We start from the raw sequence: 15,191 nt of genomic DNA, 5'->3' as shown, positions 1-15,191 counted from the left end.
AATCGCCCCTGAAAACTCACCAACTTTCTGGCAACTGCGTACCAGTTCGTTGCCAGTCATTTCACACATCCTCCCGCAGTAACAGAAACAGTCCGCTCAGGCCAACAAGCAGATGCACCGACAAGGCCGCTGCCAGCGGATTGAAATACGCTGCCTTGGCCAAGGATTGCAAAATCGCCCAAATACCCCAGCAGGCAAAGGCCATGCCGCAGCTCACCGGCACAGCCAGCGAAAGGTCACGGCCCCATTTCCGATAGACCATGAGCAGGAGCGGCAGACCCAGCAGGAGCAGCGGCAGACCCAGCAGAATGTATGAAACGCGCCCGTAAAAATCAGCCCAAGCAGCGGCCTGTTCCTCCCTGCTCTGCTTGCCGCGCCGCGCTTCCCGATACAGCTCCAGAATGGACATCTCGCTGCTGCGGAGCTTGGGCAGGAAAAAATCCGCCGGTTTTTCTTTGAAGGGAAAACTGCGGACATCAAACACTTCGGTACGGAATGCACCCTTGCCTTCCGCAAACTGCACTTGGCCGTTGTAAAGCATCCATTCGCCGTTCTGCCAGACCGCATACTCCGCCGCCACTAAGGCTTGCAGCTCGTACTGCTTATTCCATGAAGCGTGGGAGAAAAAGCCAAATTCGGTTTTGCTTGGATCAGGCCGGGCAAAGGAATAAAAATTGCTGTCGCCCTGATAGTAATAGCGACCGCTGCGGTAGATGCCGAGCGGCATGTGGCCTTTTACTTCGCGATACCAGATTTTGCTGGTCTGCGCTGCTGTCCTTGGCAGGACAAACTGGGACAGGGCGAGCAGAAACAACGTGGCGGCAGCTCCAGCGGCAATGACTGGCATGATGATTTTGCGCAGGGACACGCCGCCTGCTTTCAGCGCGGTCAGCTCGTTGGAATGATTGAGCACGCCGAGCGTCACCACTCCGGCAAGCAGGATGCAGACCGGCCCCATCTGCTCGACCACAAAGGGAATGGAGAGCAGAAAAAACTTGGCGACTAAGGCCATCGGCTTGCCTTTTTCCACAAAATTGTCTATCTTCTCAAAAAAATCAATCAGAATATAAATAGCGATGAAACTGAGAACCAGCAACAGAATGTTCTTGGCGAACTGGCGCAGGATGTAGCGGTTGAGGAGGTTCATGGTAAAAAGTAGCAAGGAGATTGCAGGGGCGAAAAGTTTTTCGCCCTTACGATATTGCAGCAATATTTCTTACCCTCTGTGCCCGCTTCAGTCAAGCATTACCCGAAAACCTCGTGTCCCATGACAGCAGCTTTGCCTCTGACTGCGGCCCTGCCCGTCACCACTGCGCCACCCAGTCTGGCTGACAACACCGCCGACCTTGACCGGCTGCGGGCGGCTTTGCCGCAGCCGGTGCGCATTCCCTTCAACGGCATGGCGGAGCTGGCGGCAAAATTCCGCGCCGCCGGATTCAAGGGCTGGGCGATAGCGCACAATCTGCCTGGCGACTTGGAACTGCTTGATTTTCTGCCGGAAAAGCCGAAGTTGCTGCCGGGCGTGGCCTTGGATTTAGGCTCAACGCACCTTGAAGCCAGCCTGATTGACCTGCTGACGGGCAAGGTGCTGGCCCGGCAGACGGCCCTCAATCAGCAGGTGGAATATGGGGCCGACATTCTCACCCGCATTCATTATGCGGCGAAAGAGGATGACTTGCGGGAACTCCAGCGGGCGGCGGCAGCTTCCATCAACAGCCTGATTGCTCGGCTCTGCCACGAGGCCGCTGTTTCGCTGGAAGAAATTTACGTTCTGACAGTGGCGGGCAACACCACGATGGCGCATCTGCTGCTCGGCCTCAGCCCCTATCATCTCTGCCGCGAGCCGTACACGCCGCTGTTCAACGCCGCTGATCCCTTTCCAGCGGCGGAGATTGGCCTGAAGCTGCATCCGCAGGCGATGCTCTGGCTTTTGCCGAGTCGGGGCAGCTACTTCGGCGGCGATTTGATTTCCGGCATACTTGCCACCGGCCTTGATCAGGCCGAGCAGACAGCGATGCTGATTGATGTCGGCACGAACGCGGAAGTGGTGATAGGCAGTCGCGACTGGCTGATTGCCTGCGCGGGCGCGGCTGGCCCGGCCTTGGAAGGCGGCGTGGCGCGGATGGGAATGCGGGCCGCTCCGGGCGCGATTGAGCAGGTCAGCATTAACCGCGAGAACTGGCAGCTGACTTGGCGCAGCATCGCGGATGCGCCGCCGGTCGGCATCTGCGGCTCCGGCCTGATTGACTTGGCCGCCGAGCTGTATTTGGCGCGGATCATTGACCTGCGCGGCAAATTTCAGGCGGAGTTCGCAGGGCAGAGCGAGGCGCAGCGCAGCTTTGTCCGCGAGCGGCTGCGGCAGCGCAGAGATGAGCTGGCCTTCACAGTCGCAGACGGCGTGGCGCTCAGTCAGACCGATTTGGACGCGATGATGCGTTCCAAGGCGGCGATGTATGCGATTTTGGAGACCTTGACCGCGCAGGTCGGCATCTCGTTCGCCGAGCTGGAGCGGATTCATGTGGCCGGCGCTTTTGGGGAGCACATCAGCCCGCGCCAAGCCATCACGCTGGGAATGCTGCCGGATCTGCCGCTGGCGGTCTTCAATCCGGTCGGCAACACCTCGCTGGCCGGAGCCGAACTGCTCCTGCGCGACAGCTCGCTTTGGACGCGGGCGCAGGAGGTTTGCCACCGTATCACCTATCTTGAGCTGAACGTGAATCAGGACTTCATGATCCGCTTTTCCGGCTCGCGCTTCATTCCGCACACCGATCCCAGCTTGTTTCCTTCGGTGCCGAATTTTTCAAAGCTACCTTAAATAACTCCGGCTATTATTTAGAGTAAATTAATACTATGAACAGTAATCACTCAAGTTTTCCTGCCTTGTAAGAGCACGTCGCAGGTTCAAGTTTAAACAAAAAATCTGACAATCCAAGGGCAAGGGCACCTGACACATCAAGCCTTAAAAGGTCATTTTCTTTATAACCCAAATCTTCACGCATCAACTGCAAAAGCCTTTTGTAAGGCTGTAATTCACTTTCTTTTTCTAACGTTGCGCCTTTTTTCCAAAATTCTATCAACTCTGCAATAAGGGCATGATTAGAGCATATCAAAATTCTATTTTTTGCATCGTTGAGTTTTGACATCTCTTCGATGTCATGCTCTATATCTCCTGTTCGTCTGCGAACAGCTAACCTTGATGATACCCCTAAAAAATCGGAATATGCCTTTAATTTGAATTTTTCAATTTCGTTCTTTTTCATTCGTTGCATCGCTAAGATATGAACAACAAGGGCTGCAATGATTGAACATACTATCGAAGTAAAAATTGTTTCCATTTCCATTTCGCAGATTTTTTGTTAAATTTTGCAACCCAATTAACTGCGAGGGCAACAAATGCCCTCATCAACACCTCGATTCGCCAACTGATCTGCCCGCTTATTCTGCTCTCGCGGCACATGGGCGACCGACCAGCTGTCAAGCCGGGCGAGCAGGCGTTTCACGTCCGCAAAAAGCGGCTTCAAGGCTTCGTTTTTGACCTGATAGCGGCCTTGGAGCTGGCGGACAATCAGCTCCGAATCCAGCCGGATAGCTATCCGTGCGCAGCCTTGCTCCACGGCGGTTTGAAGGCCAAGGAGCAAAGCGCGATATTCCGCCACGTTGTTGGTGCAGCAGCCGAGATGCAGGGAGCGGGCCGCCAGCTCGCGGCCCTCCGCGTCAAAGAGCACGGCCCCTGCGCCTGCCGGGCCAGGATTGCCCCGCGACGCGCCGTCAGTGAAGAGCGTCCAGCTCATTCGTCGTTGAGCAAATCGTCTTCGCTCTCGTTTTCCTCGTCTTCCGCCTCTTCATAGAAGTCTTCTTCAACAGGGCGGGGACGCACCGGCTGAACCGACTCATTTTCATCAGCAATATAGAAAAGAATGCGCTGACAGGCCGGACAGGAGCAGATTTCGCCGCCTTTGCGCACCTGATTGAACAACTGCGGCGGCACGGTCATGAAGCAGCCTTGGCAGACTCCGGCGGAAACCCGGACCACCGCCAGCCCTTTCCGTTTGAGCAGCAGTTTGTCATACCGCTTCATCTGCGTGGTCGGAAGCTCCTGCGCCAACTGGTTGCGGCGGGCAAGCACCTCGGCCCGCCGCGCCTGAAGCTGCCGCACCGCCTCCTCAGCCTTGGCCGCTTCCGCCGCTGCCAGCTTCCGCTCGCCCTTGCAGAGATTATCCAGCTCGTCAGCCTTTTTCAGCTCGGCCTCAGCATCCTCCATAACTTGGAGAAGCTGTTCCTCGGTGTCCTTGATCTGCTTTTTCGCGTCTTCAATTTCTCTGAGCAAAGCCTGATGCTCGCGGCTGGTCTGCACCTGCATCATTTTGACCTGCAGCTCTTTGATCCGCTCCGCTGCCTCTTCGCCAGCGGCTTTGATCGTCTCGCGGCTCTGCTCCAGCTCAACCGCCTTGGCGCGGCAGCATTCCGCCTCTGCCGCACGTGCGCCGACCGCCTTTTCCCGCTCGGCCTGCGTCTGGCGAATTCGTTCCGCCTCCTGGTCAAACCCGGCCAGCTCGCTGTCAAATTCCTGCAAGGCGATCAGCCTGCTGATTTCTTCGTTCAAAATCTTCTCTCCTTTCTCTGTGTCGGTATGTCAGTAATCGTCGTTATGCTCTGAAAAAATCCTGCGGCACTAATTTGAGCGGCGGGCGCTGGTCAGCGCAATGTATCCGCACATCCAATCCCGCCTGCCGCGCCCGCTCGGCGAGATGCTGTTGCAGGCAGCGCATGGAGGGATTTTCCGTGGCAAAATGGCCGCCGTCCAAAAGCCACAGTCCAGCCTCTTCAGCCCAGCGGGCGGCATGGTGTTTAACTTCCGCTGTGAGCAGCACATCCGCGCCTGCGGCCAAGGCAGTCTCAGCCAGCTCAGAACCGGAGCCGCCGCAAACTGCGGCCTTCACCACTGCCGCCGGACGCGGCCCAGCCTCCAGCAGCCACGGCAGGGGCACTGCCGCCCGCAGCCGGGCGAGAAAATCCTCAGCGGCAAGCGGTTCCGGCAGCGTGCCGATCCGGCCCATGCCGCAGCTTGCATCAGCTTTGTCCGCTGTCAACGGCACTGCGTCCACCAGCCCCAAGGCTTCAGCGAGCGAGTCATTCACGCCGCCGCAAGCTGCGTCAAAATTGGTGTGGCAGCCAATGACGCTGATCCCGGCCCGCAGCGCGGCAGCAAGAAAAGCTCCACCCGGCTGGTCGGTGCGCAGGCGGTGCACAGGCTGGAAAATAGCCGGATGATGGGTGATAATCAACTCTGCGGCCAGTGCCTGCGCCTCAGCCAGCAGGGTCTGCGTGGAGTCAAGAGCGACCAGCACTGCGCTGACCCGGCTTTGCGGGCTGCCGACAAGCAGACCGACATTATCCCAGCCCGCCGCCAAGGACGCAGGAGCGATCCTCTCCAGAATATTAAGAAATTGCTGAACGTTGGCCACAGGATGAAAAAAAGGCACAGCCGCTGCCGGATGTGCCTCTTCAGGATTTTTTATGGTATGAACTGCTGCGCCGCTGTCTGCTGCAAATGATGGGAAAACAGGATTGGCGGAGCTGGATGCGTTCGGATTTCAACAATGCCGCACCGTAAAAGTCATCAAAGCAGGAAGCTGTCCTGCCGCTTGGCTGCGCTGGTGGGCCTACCTGGACTCGAACCAGGGACAGACCGGTTATGAGCCGGTGGCTCTAGCCAACTGAGCTATAGGCCCGCTGCGCTGAATCGCATAATATTACCAGCAGGACAGCGCAGGTCAATCAAAAACAGCAGAAACGCGGATGAAAATGCCCGCGCTGGCAAAGCAGCCTGTTCTGGGATGCAAAGACACTGCATGTCAAGCCCCGTAATATCGATTTTTTCAAACAATCGACATTGACTTTTTGTCAAGGCCTGAATATTAAACAGAAATTGTGCAGCGCGCAAGCAATTTCCATGACTGTTTCAGCAAACCCGCGCAGCCAGTTTCTAAATTTATCTTTAACAATCCTGCATCTTTTAATTAAGCTTGCAATATGCTCTGTTTTGATTCTTATGCTTGAAACATTTTTATTCATTTCCTTTTGGTCATAAGTTAAATTTGTTCCTGGTTTCTTTTTCATTGGTTGAAAAAGAAAAATATTTTTAACAGAAAACCATTGAAAACCGGCATCTTGCAGCAAACAGCTTCCTTTCGGAAGGACGTATCCTGCTTCATTTGATATTTTTTTGTCATGCTTTTTTCCATCCGCTGTAAATGTTAAAAACATTATCATGCGCGAAGAGTTTGCAATTATATTGTTTTTGACGGAAAAGGTCTTTTTTTGCCGCTGTGATATTCTTTCTGCCGTCCGCTGTCTTTTGGTCGGTTTATATGCCGTTCCGTTCCGTTTTATGTCCTCTTCGCCAGTTTGCCTTTTTTTGGGGCTTAAATTTTAAAATATTGCAACCTGAAATTCGGCATAGCGTCTATTATATCTAATAAAATAAAATGGTTGGTAATCACACAGAGTAGCTCCTATTTTTTTTCATTGACGTTCAGGTGCCGCTGAATTTATAGTTGAGTTTCTCTTGAGAAAACAGTCTGTTTTTGCAGTCAACCACCTGAGAGGATATGCCGTGAAGAAAATTTATTTTGCCCTGCTGTTTGTTCTGCTCTTTGCCGCCGCCGCGTTTGCCGCGTTGGACCTCAACAGTGCGACCAAAGAACAGCTTGACGCGCTGCCGGGAATCGGGCCGAAAAAAGCCGAGGCCATCGTTCAATATCGCACTGAGAAAGGGCCTTTCAAGAACGTTGAGCAGCTCAAGGAAGTGAGCGGCATTGGCGAGAAAATTTTCCAAGGCATTAAAAACGAGGTCACTGTCGGCGCGGCTGCTCCGGCGGAGAAACCTGCTGAAACGGTTGCGGTAAAGCCGGAAGCAAAGGCACCAGCCAAGCCGGAGGAGAAAAAGCAGCCTGAGGCAGCGGCCAAAGAGCCGGAGAAAACCGCGCCGCCCGCAGCAACGAAGAAATAATCCGCCGTTCAGGCAGATTTTCCGGCAGGCTGCATCAGCAATGCAGCCTGCTTTTTTTTGCAAAGAAACCGCCAAGATCATGAAGCAAGTCATCTCATCAGAGAAGAAACCAGTCAAGCTCTGGCTTGACCACATCGAGCCGGGCGCATTGGCGCAGGCCCGCAATTTGGCCAATCATCCCTTCACGTTCCGCCATGTTGCGATCATGCCTGATGCCCACGAGGGCTACGGAATGCCCATCGGCGGCGTGCTGGCCTGCGACGGCGCGGTGATTCCGAACGCGGTTGGTGTTGACATCGGCTGCGGCATGTGCGCGGCGCAGACTGCTCTGCCCGGCCTTGACCGTGAAATCTTGAAAAAAATTCTTGGCCTGATCCGGGCGGCGGTGCCGGTCGGCTTTGACCATCACAAGCGGCAGCAGGACAGGAGCCTGATGCCCGATCCAGCTCGGCTGGACGGCGTGGAAAAATCCATCGTCCGCCAGCAGTTCGAGGCGGGCTGCAAGCAGATCGGCACCTTGGGCGGCGGCAATCATTTCATTGAAATTCAGCAAGGTGACGACGGCCATGTCTGGCTGATGATCCATTCCGGCAGCCGCAACATCGGCCTGAAAGTGGCGGAGCACTACAACCGCTTGGCGGTCAGCCTGAACGAGCGGTGGCGCAGCGAAGTGCCAAAGGCGTGGCAGCTCGCTTTTCTGCCGCTGGAGACGCGGGAGGCGCAGGATTATCTGGCAGAAATGAGCTGGTGCGTGGATTTCGCCTTGGCCAACCGCAAGCTGATGATGGAGCGGGTTCAGGCGGCAGTGCAGGAGATTGTCGGCCCGGTCGAGTTTCCGCAGTTCATCAACATTGCCCACAACTACGCGGTGATGGAGGAACATTTCGGCAAGGACGTGCTGATTCACCGCAAAGGAGCCACCCGCGCTTTTGCCAGGGAATTCGGCATTATTCCCGGTTCGCAGGGCAGCCGCAGCTTCATCGTCATCGGCAAGGGGAACCCGGAAAGTTACTGCTCATGCAGCCACGGCGCGGGCCGGAAAATGGGGCGCGGCCAGGCCCAGCGCGAGCTGAATTTGCAGGTCGAAGTGGAGCGGCTGGATGCGCTCGGCGTGGTGCACGGCATCCGCAATCAGAAAGACCTTGACGAAGCACCTAGTTCGTACAAAGATATTGAGACGGTGATGGAAAATCAGAGCGATCTGGTGGACATCGCGGTCAGCCTGCTGCCGCTGGCGGTGATCAAGGGATAGGTCTTGCGATTTTTCGGCAATTGTTTTACATAGTCAGGAAGACATTGCCGTTATCGAGAAGCATAGAGAACTTGACTGCATCTGTCTGGAGATTTATTCATAATCATAATGAGCATATTTTATTTCCTTGATCACTAACGGTTCGCTGTTACCAAATAATCGGAGTATAATCATGCTGGGCTTGACAAATAGACCTTTTACAGAAGCTGCAACTTGAGCAAAGGCAGTTATACAAGAGGTCTGATGCGCATAACAGGCTCTAACTTTTGCCAAGGAGTACGACACTCATGTTCGACATCTTCATCAAAACCCATTTCTCCGGCGGCCATCATCTGCGCGAATACCCCGGCAACTGCGAGCGGCCTCACGGTCACAACTGGAAGATCAAAGTGACTGTCCGTGCCCAGCAGCTTGACAAGTTGGGCATGGGCATTGATTTCAAGGTGCTCAAGCAGCAGGTGAGTGCGGTGGTGGACGAATTGGATCACCGCGATTTGAATGAGCATCCCGCTTTCCAAGACCGCAATCCCTCGTCCGAGCACATTGCTCAGTTTCTTTTTCAGCAGCTCAAAGGTGCGCTGACCACCGAACGGTACCAGCTCCAGGCGGTTGAGGTGCGCGAGACCGACTCCAGCGGCGTGATTTATTACGGCGCATGAGCGGGAGCGGACTGCTGCGGGTCTCCGAGCTGTTTTACTCCATCCAAGGCGAATCCACCCGCGCCGGGCTGCCCTGCGCCTTTATCCGGCTTTGTAGCTGCAATCTGCGCTGTTCGTACTGCGATTCCCGCTATACATGGAACGAGGAAGGCAGGCTGATGAGCGCAGCCGAACTATGCGCGGAGCTGGAGCAATATCCTGGCATCATGGTGGAAATCACCGGCGGCGAGCCGCTGCTGCAAGAGGATGTGTATCCGCTCATGGACATGCTGCTGAAGCAGGGCCGCGAGGTGCTGTTAGAAACCAGCGGCAGCCTGAGCATTGCGCGGGTGCCAGCAGCGGTCGGGGTGATTTTGGACCTCAAATGCCCGGACTCCGGGATGATGGCCCACAATGCCTGGGAAAATATTCCGTTGCTCCGGCGGCGCAAGACGGCTGGCAGCCGCGATGAAGTCAAGTTTGTTCTCTGCTCGGAGGACGACGCGCTCTGGGCGGAACAGGTTGTCCGTGAGCATGAATTAACTGACCTGCTGCCCGTGCTCTTCTCGCCGGTCATTGATCGGCTTGCTCCGGCGCGGCTGGCGGACTTCATGCTGCGCGAACGACTGCCAGTGCGCTTGCAGCTCCAGCTGCACACGCAGATTTGGCCGGGAATTTGTCGGGGCGTTTGAGCCGTGCTGCTGGTGATAGGGCTATGGCGGACGGGAAAGCTTGTGAACCTGTTCAACCCTAACTGCTGAAGGCAGATTTTTCTCTTGATGTGCAGCCCAGAACTGCAAAAAGGGCTGCACATTACGCAGCAGGACAGCTTACGGCGTGTACGTGTCAATGGTGGTGGTTCTATTTTTCCATTCACCAAGCTGGCCAGAGCTGGAGCTTGACTGCCCAAGGGAGATGTTCATGCCTCCATCCCCAGTAATCGTGCCAGTGGCGTTAGCATCACAATAACTGCCGCTGCCGCTGTAGCTGTAGTTTGTTGTTCCCCACGGCCCGGAATAAGAGTAACTATTTTTATACTTGCTGGTTGAAGTGTAATCTCCCGAACAAGCTATCTTGGCATCAACAGCAATGTTCTCAGACCATGAGTTCCAATATCCATTGGAGTCTGAGTTAGAGCACTGCACAGCTCCTGTTCCTTGCACCTGAGCATCTTGTTTTGACATGTTGAAGGTGCTCAGGTCAATATAACCATAGCAGCTTTTGTAGCTGCCATCGCACCAATTGTATGAGTACGAATAGAAATACCCACTGTTACTGGTGGAGCGATTATACCCGCTTTTGGAAAGCGACTGAGAAAAATCGAGACTGGTGGATTCCCAGCCGCAGTCTGTGCCGTTTCCTTCGTAAACATAACCGCTTTTGCCGGACTGAGTATATTTGCTTCTGGACGTAGTTGCTGCCTGCGCAGGAGTCGACATCAGCTCAGAACCTGCAAACAGTGCAGCTATTGCTACCGTTGGTATCAAGATGGCACGTTGAACACTTTTCATGACTATTCTCCTTTTGATTTTTCTGTCCTGTTAAGTAACAGGCAGTATCTATGTGCAACAATTGCACATAACTGATTGCAATATAAACTCGTCTATTGCCGACAAAAAAAATAGCCCCTCTATGAGGAAGGCTTGCTACTGCATTGTAAGCAAAATTCATGCCTGTTAAAAAAAATTAACTTACCATAAGAAAAAAAAAATTAACTTACCATAAATAAAAGATAAATAAAACTTATAAGCAAATGAGAGTTATTCTTAATAGAGAATGATTATGCTGATACACCTTGCTCCACTGACAAAATTTGTCACTTGGTGACATTTTTTGTCAGTGGACAGAATATTGGCTGACATCCTCATCGCTCAAGCCGTGTTGCCGGAAAAACTCCTTGACACCGCTGTTGCCACTGTCTAAGCTGACCTGAAACCGTTTCCTCCGAAAAAAACGAAGACCATGCCTGATCTGTCATCAACCAAGCTGGCCGTGATCGGCCTCGGCTATGTCGGCCTGCCTTTGGCCGTGGAATTTAGTAAAAAATTGCCCTGCGTCGGCTTTGACCTCAAGGCGCAGCGCATCGCCGAGCTGCGACAGGGGAACGACAGCACCCGCGAGGTGAGCGAGGAAGAGCTGGCCGCTGCCAAGCAGCTCAAATTCACCAGCAATCTTGACGAGCTGCGGGGCTGCACTGTCTTCATCGTCGCCGTGCCCACGCCGGTGGACGAGAGCAAGCGGCCTGATTTTAGCCCGCTGGAAGGCGCGTCGCGCACGGTCGGCCAAGTCCTCAAGCCCGGCGACGTGGTGATTTACGAATCCACGGTCTATCCCGGCGCGACCGAGGAGGTCTGCATCCCGATTTTAGAGCAGGTTTCCGGCTTGAAATTCAACCAGGATTTTTTCGCCGGTTACAGCCCGGAGCGCATCAATCCCGGCGATCACGAGCACCGCCTGCCGACCATTGTCAAGGTGACTTCCGGCTCCACGCCGGAGATTGCTGACTTTGTTGACCGGCTGTACGGCCTGATCATCACCGCAGGCACCTTCAAGGCCAGCAGCATCAAGGTGGCGGAGGCGGCCAAGGTGATTGAGAACACCCAGCGCGATGTCAACATCGCCCTGATCAACGAGCTGGCCCTGATCTTCAACCGGCTTGGCATTGACACAATGGAGGTGCTGAAGGCCGCAGGCACAAAGTGGAATTTCCTGCCGTTCCGGCCCGGTCTGGTCGGCGGCCACTGCATTGGCGTTGATCCGTATTACCTGACCCACAAGGCGCAGCAGGTCGGTTATCACCCGGAAGTGATCTTGGCCGGACGGCGGCTGAACGACAACATGGGCCGCTACATCGCCTCAGAGGTGGTCAAGCTGATGCTGCGCAAGCGCATTCACGTCGCTGATGCCCGCATTCTCGTCCTCGGCCTGACCTTCAAAGAAAATTGCCCGGATTTGCGCAACACGCGGGTGACAGATATCATTGATGAGCTGATAACGTATGGAGCCGGAATTGAGGTCTATGATCCTTGGGCTGATACGGAAGAAGCGCGGCGGCTGTACGATGTGACGATGATCGAGGAGCTGCCGGAGGGCCGCTACGACGCAGTGATTTTAGCGGTGGCGCACCGGCAATTTTTCAGCTTGGGCAAGGCGGAGCTGGCCCGCGTCTGCCGTCCGCAGGCGGTGATTTACGATGTCAAGCATGTGCTGGAGAAGGGGCTGGCAGACGGGAATTTATAACGTAACTGGCATCTGCCGGGCTTGAATGACATTGCGAGTTACGCAGTTGCATAAAATTGCTTTATTGCGAATCCTTCGACTTAACTGCCCATTTACTTGCTAAAAATACCCAGGGCAAACGCATGACGTTTACAGTCCTGTAAATATTTTGTCAAGGAAGGCATTGTCCCGACCATTTTTAAGCCTTTTGCTCTTTACACTGAGTTCGTTTTTTTGTTTCAGGAGATTAAGCGCAATATGCCGAAAAATTGAGAAGTTTTCAGTTTTATGACCTTTTTTGAGACGTGACTCGTCTTCACGAAAAGCTATGTGAAGAACTCAATGAACTGAATTTTAATGCCCCAGTGAGCGCGAACAGATTTTACGATTGAAATATAACACCGGCATATCTCTGTGATTTTTTCATTTATTGTCACATAATAAATAACAGCAAATATGGATTTGCGCTCCTTTCCATTGATATCTGCCCTTCCTTTTTGCGGCTGAAAAAATCAAAATCAGAACCATTTAGCTGCTCATTTTTCGCTTTTGAAAAATGCTGATTGATTTAAAAAAGATCAGAATGATTTCCTTTTGCTGCTGCCACGTAATCACCGCCTTTATCAATGATGTCTATGAGTTACGCAGTTGTCAAAAAACTGGTAAAATGGCGGAATGAATAACCCCAAGATAGGACGCAGAAAGTCTATAGCTGCGTGGAAGCGGAACGTGTTCAGCCTGATGAAACAGGCAGCCTGTCGCATGACAGGCGTTCATCCGTCAATTGCATCGGCTTTTTCCGGGCACAGACCGGCTTTGGCTGGAAGTCCGGGATCATATTGATGTGACAAAAGGCTTTCTGATTTGCGATGACAGCACATCAGACAAATTTTACAGCAGAAAAATTGAGCTGGTGACGCGTCATTGGTCAGGAAAACATAAACGAGCCGTTTCCGGCATCAATTTGACTGCCCTGCTGTGGACGGATGGCGGGCGTGCATCTGCCAGCTGACTGTAGAATTTACAATAAATCTTCTGACAGGCTGACAAAAAATGATCATTTTCAATCTATGCTGCAAAAAACTGCAGAGCGAGGTTTCACACCGGAGCGCATCTTGTTCGACACATAGACATATAAATATTGAAAATATTTATATTTATTCATTTTTCATCAAGATTGAAATGCAAACGGCACATCAATCCTGATAAAACCGGAAATCGGCCTGTCAAGGAGATAGATATTCATAAAAATGTGATGTCGTTCATCTTAAAGGTTATGGCACGATTAAAGTCTTCAAGAATGTCAGAACAGACGATGATTTTGAATACTGGGCGACTAATGATCTAACAATGAATGACCTGATGCCTTTCAAGCATGTCGAAATGAGCTGGATGATTGAAACATGCTCATCGCGGCATCAAACAATTCTGCGGAATTGAGCGTTGTCAGGCGCGTTCAGAAAGAGCGCAGCGCAATCATATCGAACTGGCTCTGCCGGCATTTCTGCGTCTTGAATACCATTGTTTTGTCAAATTAATCTCTTGGTTTGAGGCGAAGATTTCAATTGTTCGCAATGCTGTCCGGGCTTATTTGGCAAAGCCAATTTATACCCTTACGACAGTTAATCTTTATGCAACTGCGTAATTTATATCCAAAACCTTTCATCGAAAATTTATTGAGCAGGCCATATACACAGTGCAATCATTTACTATTTTAGCTATCTCTCATAAATCTCAATAATTTTCCTTCTAAAATCCATAAAATCTTAGTCGAATTTTACGTTTTTTCGAGTCGAACGGGCATCGTACCCGGCAATGGTTAAATTGTTTTTGACTTAAGCAACCAACGTTAAAGATATGTCATAAGCATTCATGAGAGCATCTTCTGTTCTAGGTTTTATTTTTCTTATATTACACTATTAGGAATTACTCAGTTGATAAAAAAAACAGTTAATATGTCAGGATGAACAGATCAAAAATAACTGAATACGATTACATTGATTTCCTGATCGGCACACAGCGGGTATGCAGCAACACAGAAGCGGAGCGAGTCTGCCCTCATGAGAAAGATGGTGCTGCGCATGATGCCTATACGCGCCAGCTCCACCGACTTGTGCCGACCACTGAACGGCTTTGGTCAGAGGCGCGCGAGCATATTGATCTGAACAAAGGTGTCCTGATCATTGACGACAGCACGTTAGATAAATTCTACAGTCAAAAGATTGATATGGTGACTCGGCATTGGTCTGGCAAGCACAAACGAGTTGGTAGTGGGTGAAACCCGTTGATGGCAAGCGATAACTATCTGTTATCAAAGAAACAGACTGGGACTGTCAACCGGTTTGGCCCACCACCAACGAGTTGTGTCAGGAATTAACTCGTCTCGATATTGCGGACTGATGGCGAACGACATATTCCTGCCGACTGCCGCATCTATAATAAAGTTAAAGATGACCTGACCAAGAACGGCCATTTCCGCTCCATGCTGCAAACAGCATGTCAGCGCGGATTTCAGCCGGAGCTTGTCTTGTTTGATAGCTGGCACGCCAGTTTAGAGAATCTCAAATTCGTTCGTTCGGCTGGCAGTGGCTGACCCGTTTAAAGCATAACCGCCATGTCAATCCAGACAGGACAAAAAATATTCCAATTCATCAGATTGAGATCCCTCAAGCAGACTGTTTGGCGCATCTCAAAGGCTGCGGCATGATCAAAGTATTCAAGGTCGTCAGAACGGATGCTGACATTGAATGCCTGGGCCAGCAGTGATCTTTCCATGAGTGACCTGATGCGGCTCAAGCTCAAGCATGCCGAATTTTCTTGGATGATTGAGACCTGCCATCGCGGAGTTAAACAATTCTGCGGAATTGAACGCTGTCAGGCCAGGTCAGAAAAAGCTCAACGAAATTACATTGAACTGGCTGTCAGGGCTTTTCTCCGCATAGAGCACCATTGCTTTGTCAAAGGAATTTCTTGGGTTGAGGCAAAGACTTCCATCATCCGCAACGCTGTTCGGGCCTATTTGGCGAAACCCATTTATACGCTTGATCACATCAACCTTTATGCAACTGCG

General features: G+C 52.3%; 15 protein-coding genes, 1 tRNA gene and 1 pseudogene. 9 read left to right on the top strand and 8 right to left on the bottom strand.

Features of this window, described 5'->3' with window-relative positions; translation table 11 throughout:
* Positions 1 to 61: 61 nt before the first annotated feature.
* Positions 62 to 1,147: an LptF/LptG family permease gene (locus tag ACNKH6_RS08915; RefSeq protein WP_417915205.1), complete on the bottom strand. Its 1,086-nt coding sequence runs from the start codon at positions 1,145 to 1,147 to the stop codon at positions 62 to 64.
* A gap of 120 nt (positions 1,148 to 1,267) precedes the next feature.
* Here ACNKH6_RS08915 and ACNKH6_RS08910 point away from each other — a divergent pair, with 120 nt between their 5' ends.
* On the top strand, positions 1,268 to 2,815 hold the full coding sequence (locus ACNKH6_RS08910; RefSeq protein WP_417915204.1) for an ASKHA domain-containing protein: 1,548 nt from the start codon (positions 1,268 to 1,270) through the stop codon (positions 2,813 to 2,815).
* Positions 2,816 to 2,861: 46 nt separating this feature from the next.
* Here the strand turns inward: ACNKH6_RS08910 and ACNKH6_RS08905 are convergent, their stop codons facing one another.
* The 6 genes from ACNKH6_RS08905 to ACNKH6_RS08880 form a co-directional block, all read right to left on the bottom strand.
* On the bottom strand, positions 2,862 to 3,335 hold the full coding sequence (locus ACNKH6_RS08905) for a hypothetical protein (protein WP_417915203.1): 474 nt from the start codon (positions 3,333 to 3,335) through the stop codon (positions 2,862 to 2,864).
* Between the two features lie 39 nt (positions 3,336 to 3,374).
* Positions 3,375 to 3,791, bottom strand: coding sequence for a ribonuclease HI family protein (locus ACNKH6_RS08900; protein WP_417915202.1), 417 nt, complete (start codon positions 3,789 to 3,791; stop codon positions 3,375 to 3,377).
* Positions 3,788 to 4,603, bottom strand: coding sequence for a zinc ribbon domain-containing protein (locus tag ACNKH6_RS08895; RefSeq protein ID WP_417915201.1), 816 nt, complete (start codon positions 4,601 to 4,603; stop codon positions 3,788 to 3,790). Before ACNKH6_RS08895 ends, ACNKH6_RS08900 begins: the two co-directional genes overlap by 4 nt.
* Positions 4,604 to 4,646: 43 nt before the next feature.
* Positions 4,647 to 5,483 carry a Nif3-like dinuclear metal center hexameric protein gene (locus ACNKH6_RS08890; RefSeq protein ID WP_417915200.1) on the bottom strand — a complete coding sequence of 279 codons (837 nt, stop codon included), beginning with the start codon at positions 5,481 to 5,483 and terminating at the stop codon, positions 4,647 to 4,649.
* 172 nt (positions 5,484 to 5,655) lie between these two features.
* Positions 5,656 to 5,732: transfer RNA gene (locus tag ACNKH6_RS08885), tRNA-Ile, on the bottom strand.
* A 172-nt stretch (positions 5,733 to 5,904) separates the two neighbouring features.
* Entirely contained in the window at positions 5,905 to 6,336 is a 432-nt protein-coding gene (locus tag ACNKH6_RS08880) for a transposase family protein (protein WP_417915244.1), read from the bottom strand.
* A 280-nt stretch (positions 6,337 to 6,616) separates the two neighbouring features.
* Between ACNKH6_RS08880 and ACNKH6_RS08875 the strand changes: the two genes are divergently transcribed.
* The 4 genes from ACNKH6_RS08875 (at position 6,617) to ACNKH6_RS08860 (ending at position 9,594) form a co-directional block, all read left to right on the top strand.
* Complete coding sequence (locus ACNKH6_RS08875; RefSeq protein WP_417915199.1) at positions 6,617 to 7,012, top strand: ComEA family DNA-binding protein; 396 nt, start codon at positions 6,617 to 6,619, stop codon at positions 7,010 to 7,012.
* Between the two features lie 79 nt (positions 7,013 to 7,091).
* Positions 7,092 to 8,264 (top strand): RtcB family protein, encoded by a 1,173-nt coding sequence (locus ACNKH6_RS08870; protein ID WP_417915198.1) that lies wholly within the window; start codon positions 7,092 to 7,094, stop codon positions 8,262 to 8,264.
* A 287-nt stretch (positions 8,265 to 8,551) separates the two neighbouring features.
* On the top strand, positions 8,552 to 8,923 hold the full coding sequence (gene queD / locus ACNKH6_RS08865; RefSeq protein ID WP_417915197.1) for a 6-carboxytetrahydropterin synthase QueD: 372 nt from the start codon (positions 8,552 to 8,554) through the stop codon (positions 8,921 to 8,923).
* Positions 8,920 to 9,594, top strand: a complete 675-nt coding sequence (locus tag ACNKH6_RS08860; protein WP_417915196.1) for a radical SAM protein — start codon at positions 8,920 to 8,922, stop codon at positions 9,592 to 9,594. The genes queD and ACNKH6_RS08860 overlap by 4 nt, the downstream gene beginning before the upstream one ends.
* 138 nt (positions 9,595 to 9,732) lie before the next feature.
* On the opposite strand, the gene ACNKH6_RS08855 is transcribed toward ACNKH6_RS08860, so the two are convergent.
* Positions 9,733 to 10,413 carry a hypothetical protein gene (locus tag ACNKH6_RS08855; RefSeq protein WP_417915195.1) on the bottom strand — a complete coding sequence of 227 codons (681 nt, stop codon included), beginning with the start codon at positions 10,411 to 10,413 and terminating at the stop codon, positions 9,733 to 9,735.
* A gap of 451 nt (positions 10,414 to 10,864) precedes the next feature.
* On the opposite strand from ACNKH6_RS08855, the gene tviB reads away from it, so the two are divergent.
* From tviB to ACNKH6_RS08835, 4 genes and pseudogenes are all read left to right on the top strand, one after another.
* The gene (gene tviB, locus ACNKH6_RS08850; protein ID WP_417915194.1) at positions 10,865 to 12,142 is read left to right on the top strand and encodes a Vi polysaccharide biosynthesis UDP-N-acetylglucosamine C-6 dehydrogenase TviB; all 1,278 of its coding nucleotides are present in this window, start codon (positions 10,865 to 10,867) and stop codon (positions 12,140 to 12,142) included.
* 1,375 nt (positions 12,143 to 13,517) lie between these two features.
* Positions 13,518 to 13,766 (top strand): hypothetical protein, encoded by a 249-nt coding sequence (locus ACNKH6_RS08845; RefSeq protein WP_417915193.1) that lies wholly within the window; start codon positions 13,518 to 13,520, stop codon positions 13,764 to 13,766.
* 318 nt (positions 13,767 to 14,084) lie between these two features.
* Positions 14,085 to 14,399, top strand: a complete 315-nt coding sequence (locus ACNKH6_RS08840; RefSeq protein WP_417915192.1) for a hypothetical protein — start codon at positions 14,085 to 14,087, stop codon at positions 14,397 to 14,399.
* Between the two features lie 456 nt (positions 14,400 to 14,855).
* Positions 14,856 to 15,191: pseudogene (locus ACNKH6_RS08835) on the top strand (hypothetical protein); the annotation flags it as partial.

This window comes from Candidatus Electronema sp. JM, assembly GCF_048287415.1.
Classification (GTDB): Bacteria; Desulfobacterota; Desulfobulbia; order Desulfobulbales; family Desulfobulbaceae; genus Electronema.
This window is presented reverse-complemented; position numbering and strand designations above follow the sequence as displayed.

What these genes read in the sequence shown, in the direction of transcription:
- ACNKH6_RS08915 (WP_417915205.1), bottom strand. Translation starts at nt 1,147, where the DNA reads ATGAACCTCCTCAACCGCTACATCCTGCGCCAGTTCGCCAAGAACATT.
- ACNKH6_RS08910 (WP_417915204.1), top strand. Translation starts at nt 1,268, where the DNA reads ATGACAGCAGCTTTGCCTCTGACTGCGGCCCTGCCCGTCACCACTGCG.
- ACNKH6_RS08905 (WP_417915203.1), bottom strand. Translation starts at nt 3,335, where the DNA reads ATGGAAACAATTTTTACTTCGATAGTATGTTCAATCATTGCAGCCCTT.
- ACNKH6_RS08900 (WP_417915202.1), bottom strand. Translation starts at nt 3,791, where the DNA reads ATGAGCTGGACGCTCTTCACTGACGGCGCGTCGCGGGGCAATCCTGGC.
- ACNKH6_RS08870 (WP_417915198.1), top strand. Translation starts at nt 7,092, where the DNA reads ATGAAGCAAGTCATCTCATCAGAGAAGAAACCAGTCAAGCTCTGGCTT.
- queD (WP_417915197.1), top strand. Translation starts at nt 8,552, where the DNA reads ATGTTCGACATCTTCATCAAAACCCATTTCTCCGGCGGCCATCATCTG.
- ACNKH6_RS08860 (WP_417915196.1), top strand. Translation starts at nt 8,920, where the DNA reads ATGAGCGGGAGCGGACTGCTGCGGGTCTCCGAGCTGTTTTACTCCATC.
- ACNKH6_RS08855 (WP_417915195.1), bottom strand. Translation starts at nt 10,413, where the DNA reads ATGAAAAGTGTTCAACGTGCCATCTTGATACCAACGGTAGCAATAGCT.
- tviB (WP_417915194.1), top strand. Translation starts at nt 10,865, where the DNA reads ATGCCTGATCTGTCATCAACCAAGCTGGCCGTGATCGGCCTCGGCTAT.
- ACNKH6_RS08840 (WP_417915192.1), top strand. Translation starts at nt 14,085, where the DNA reads ATGAACAGATCAAAAATAACTGAATACGATTACATTGATTTCCTGATC.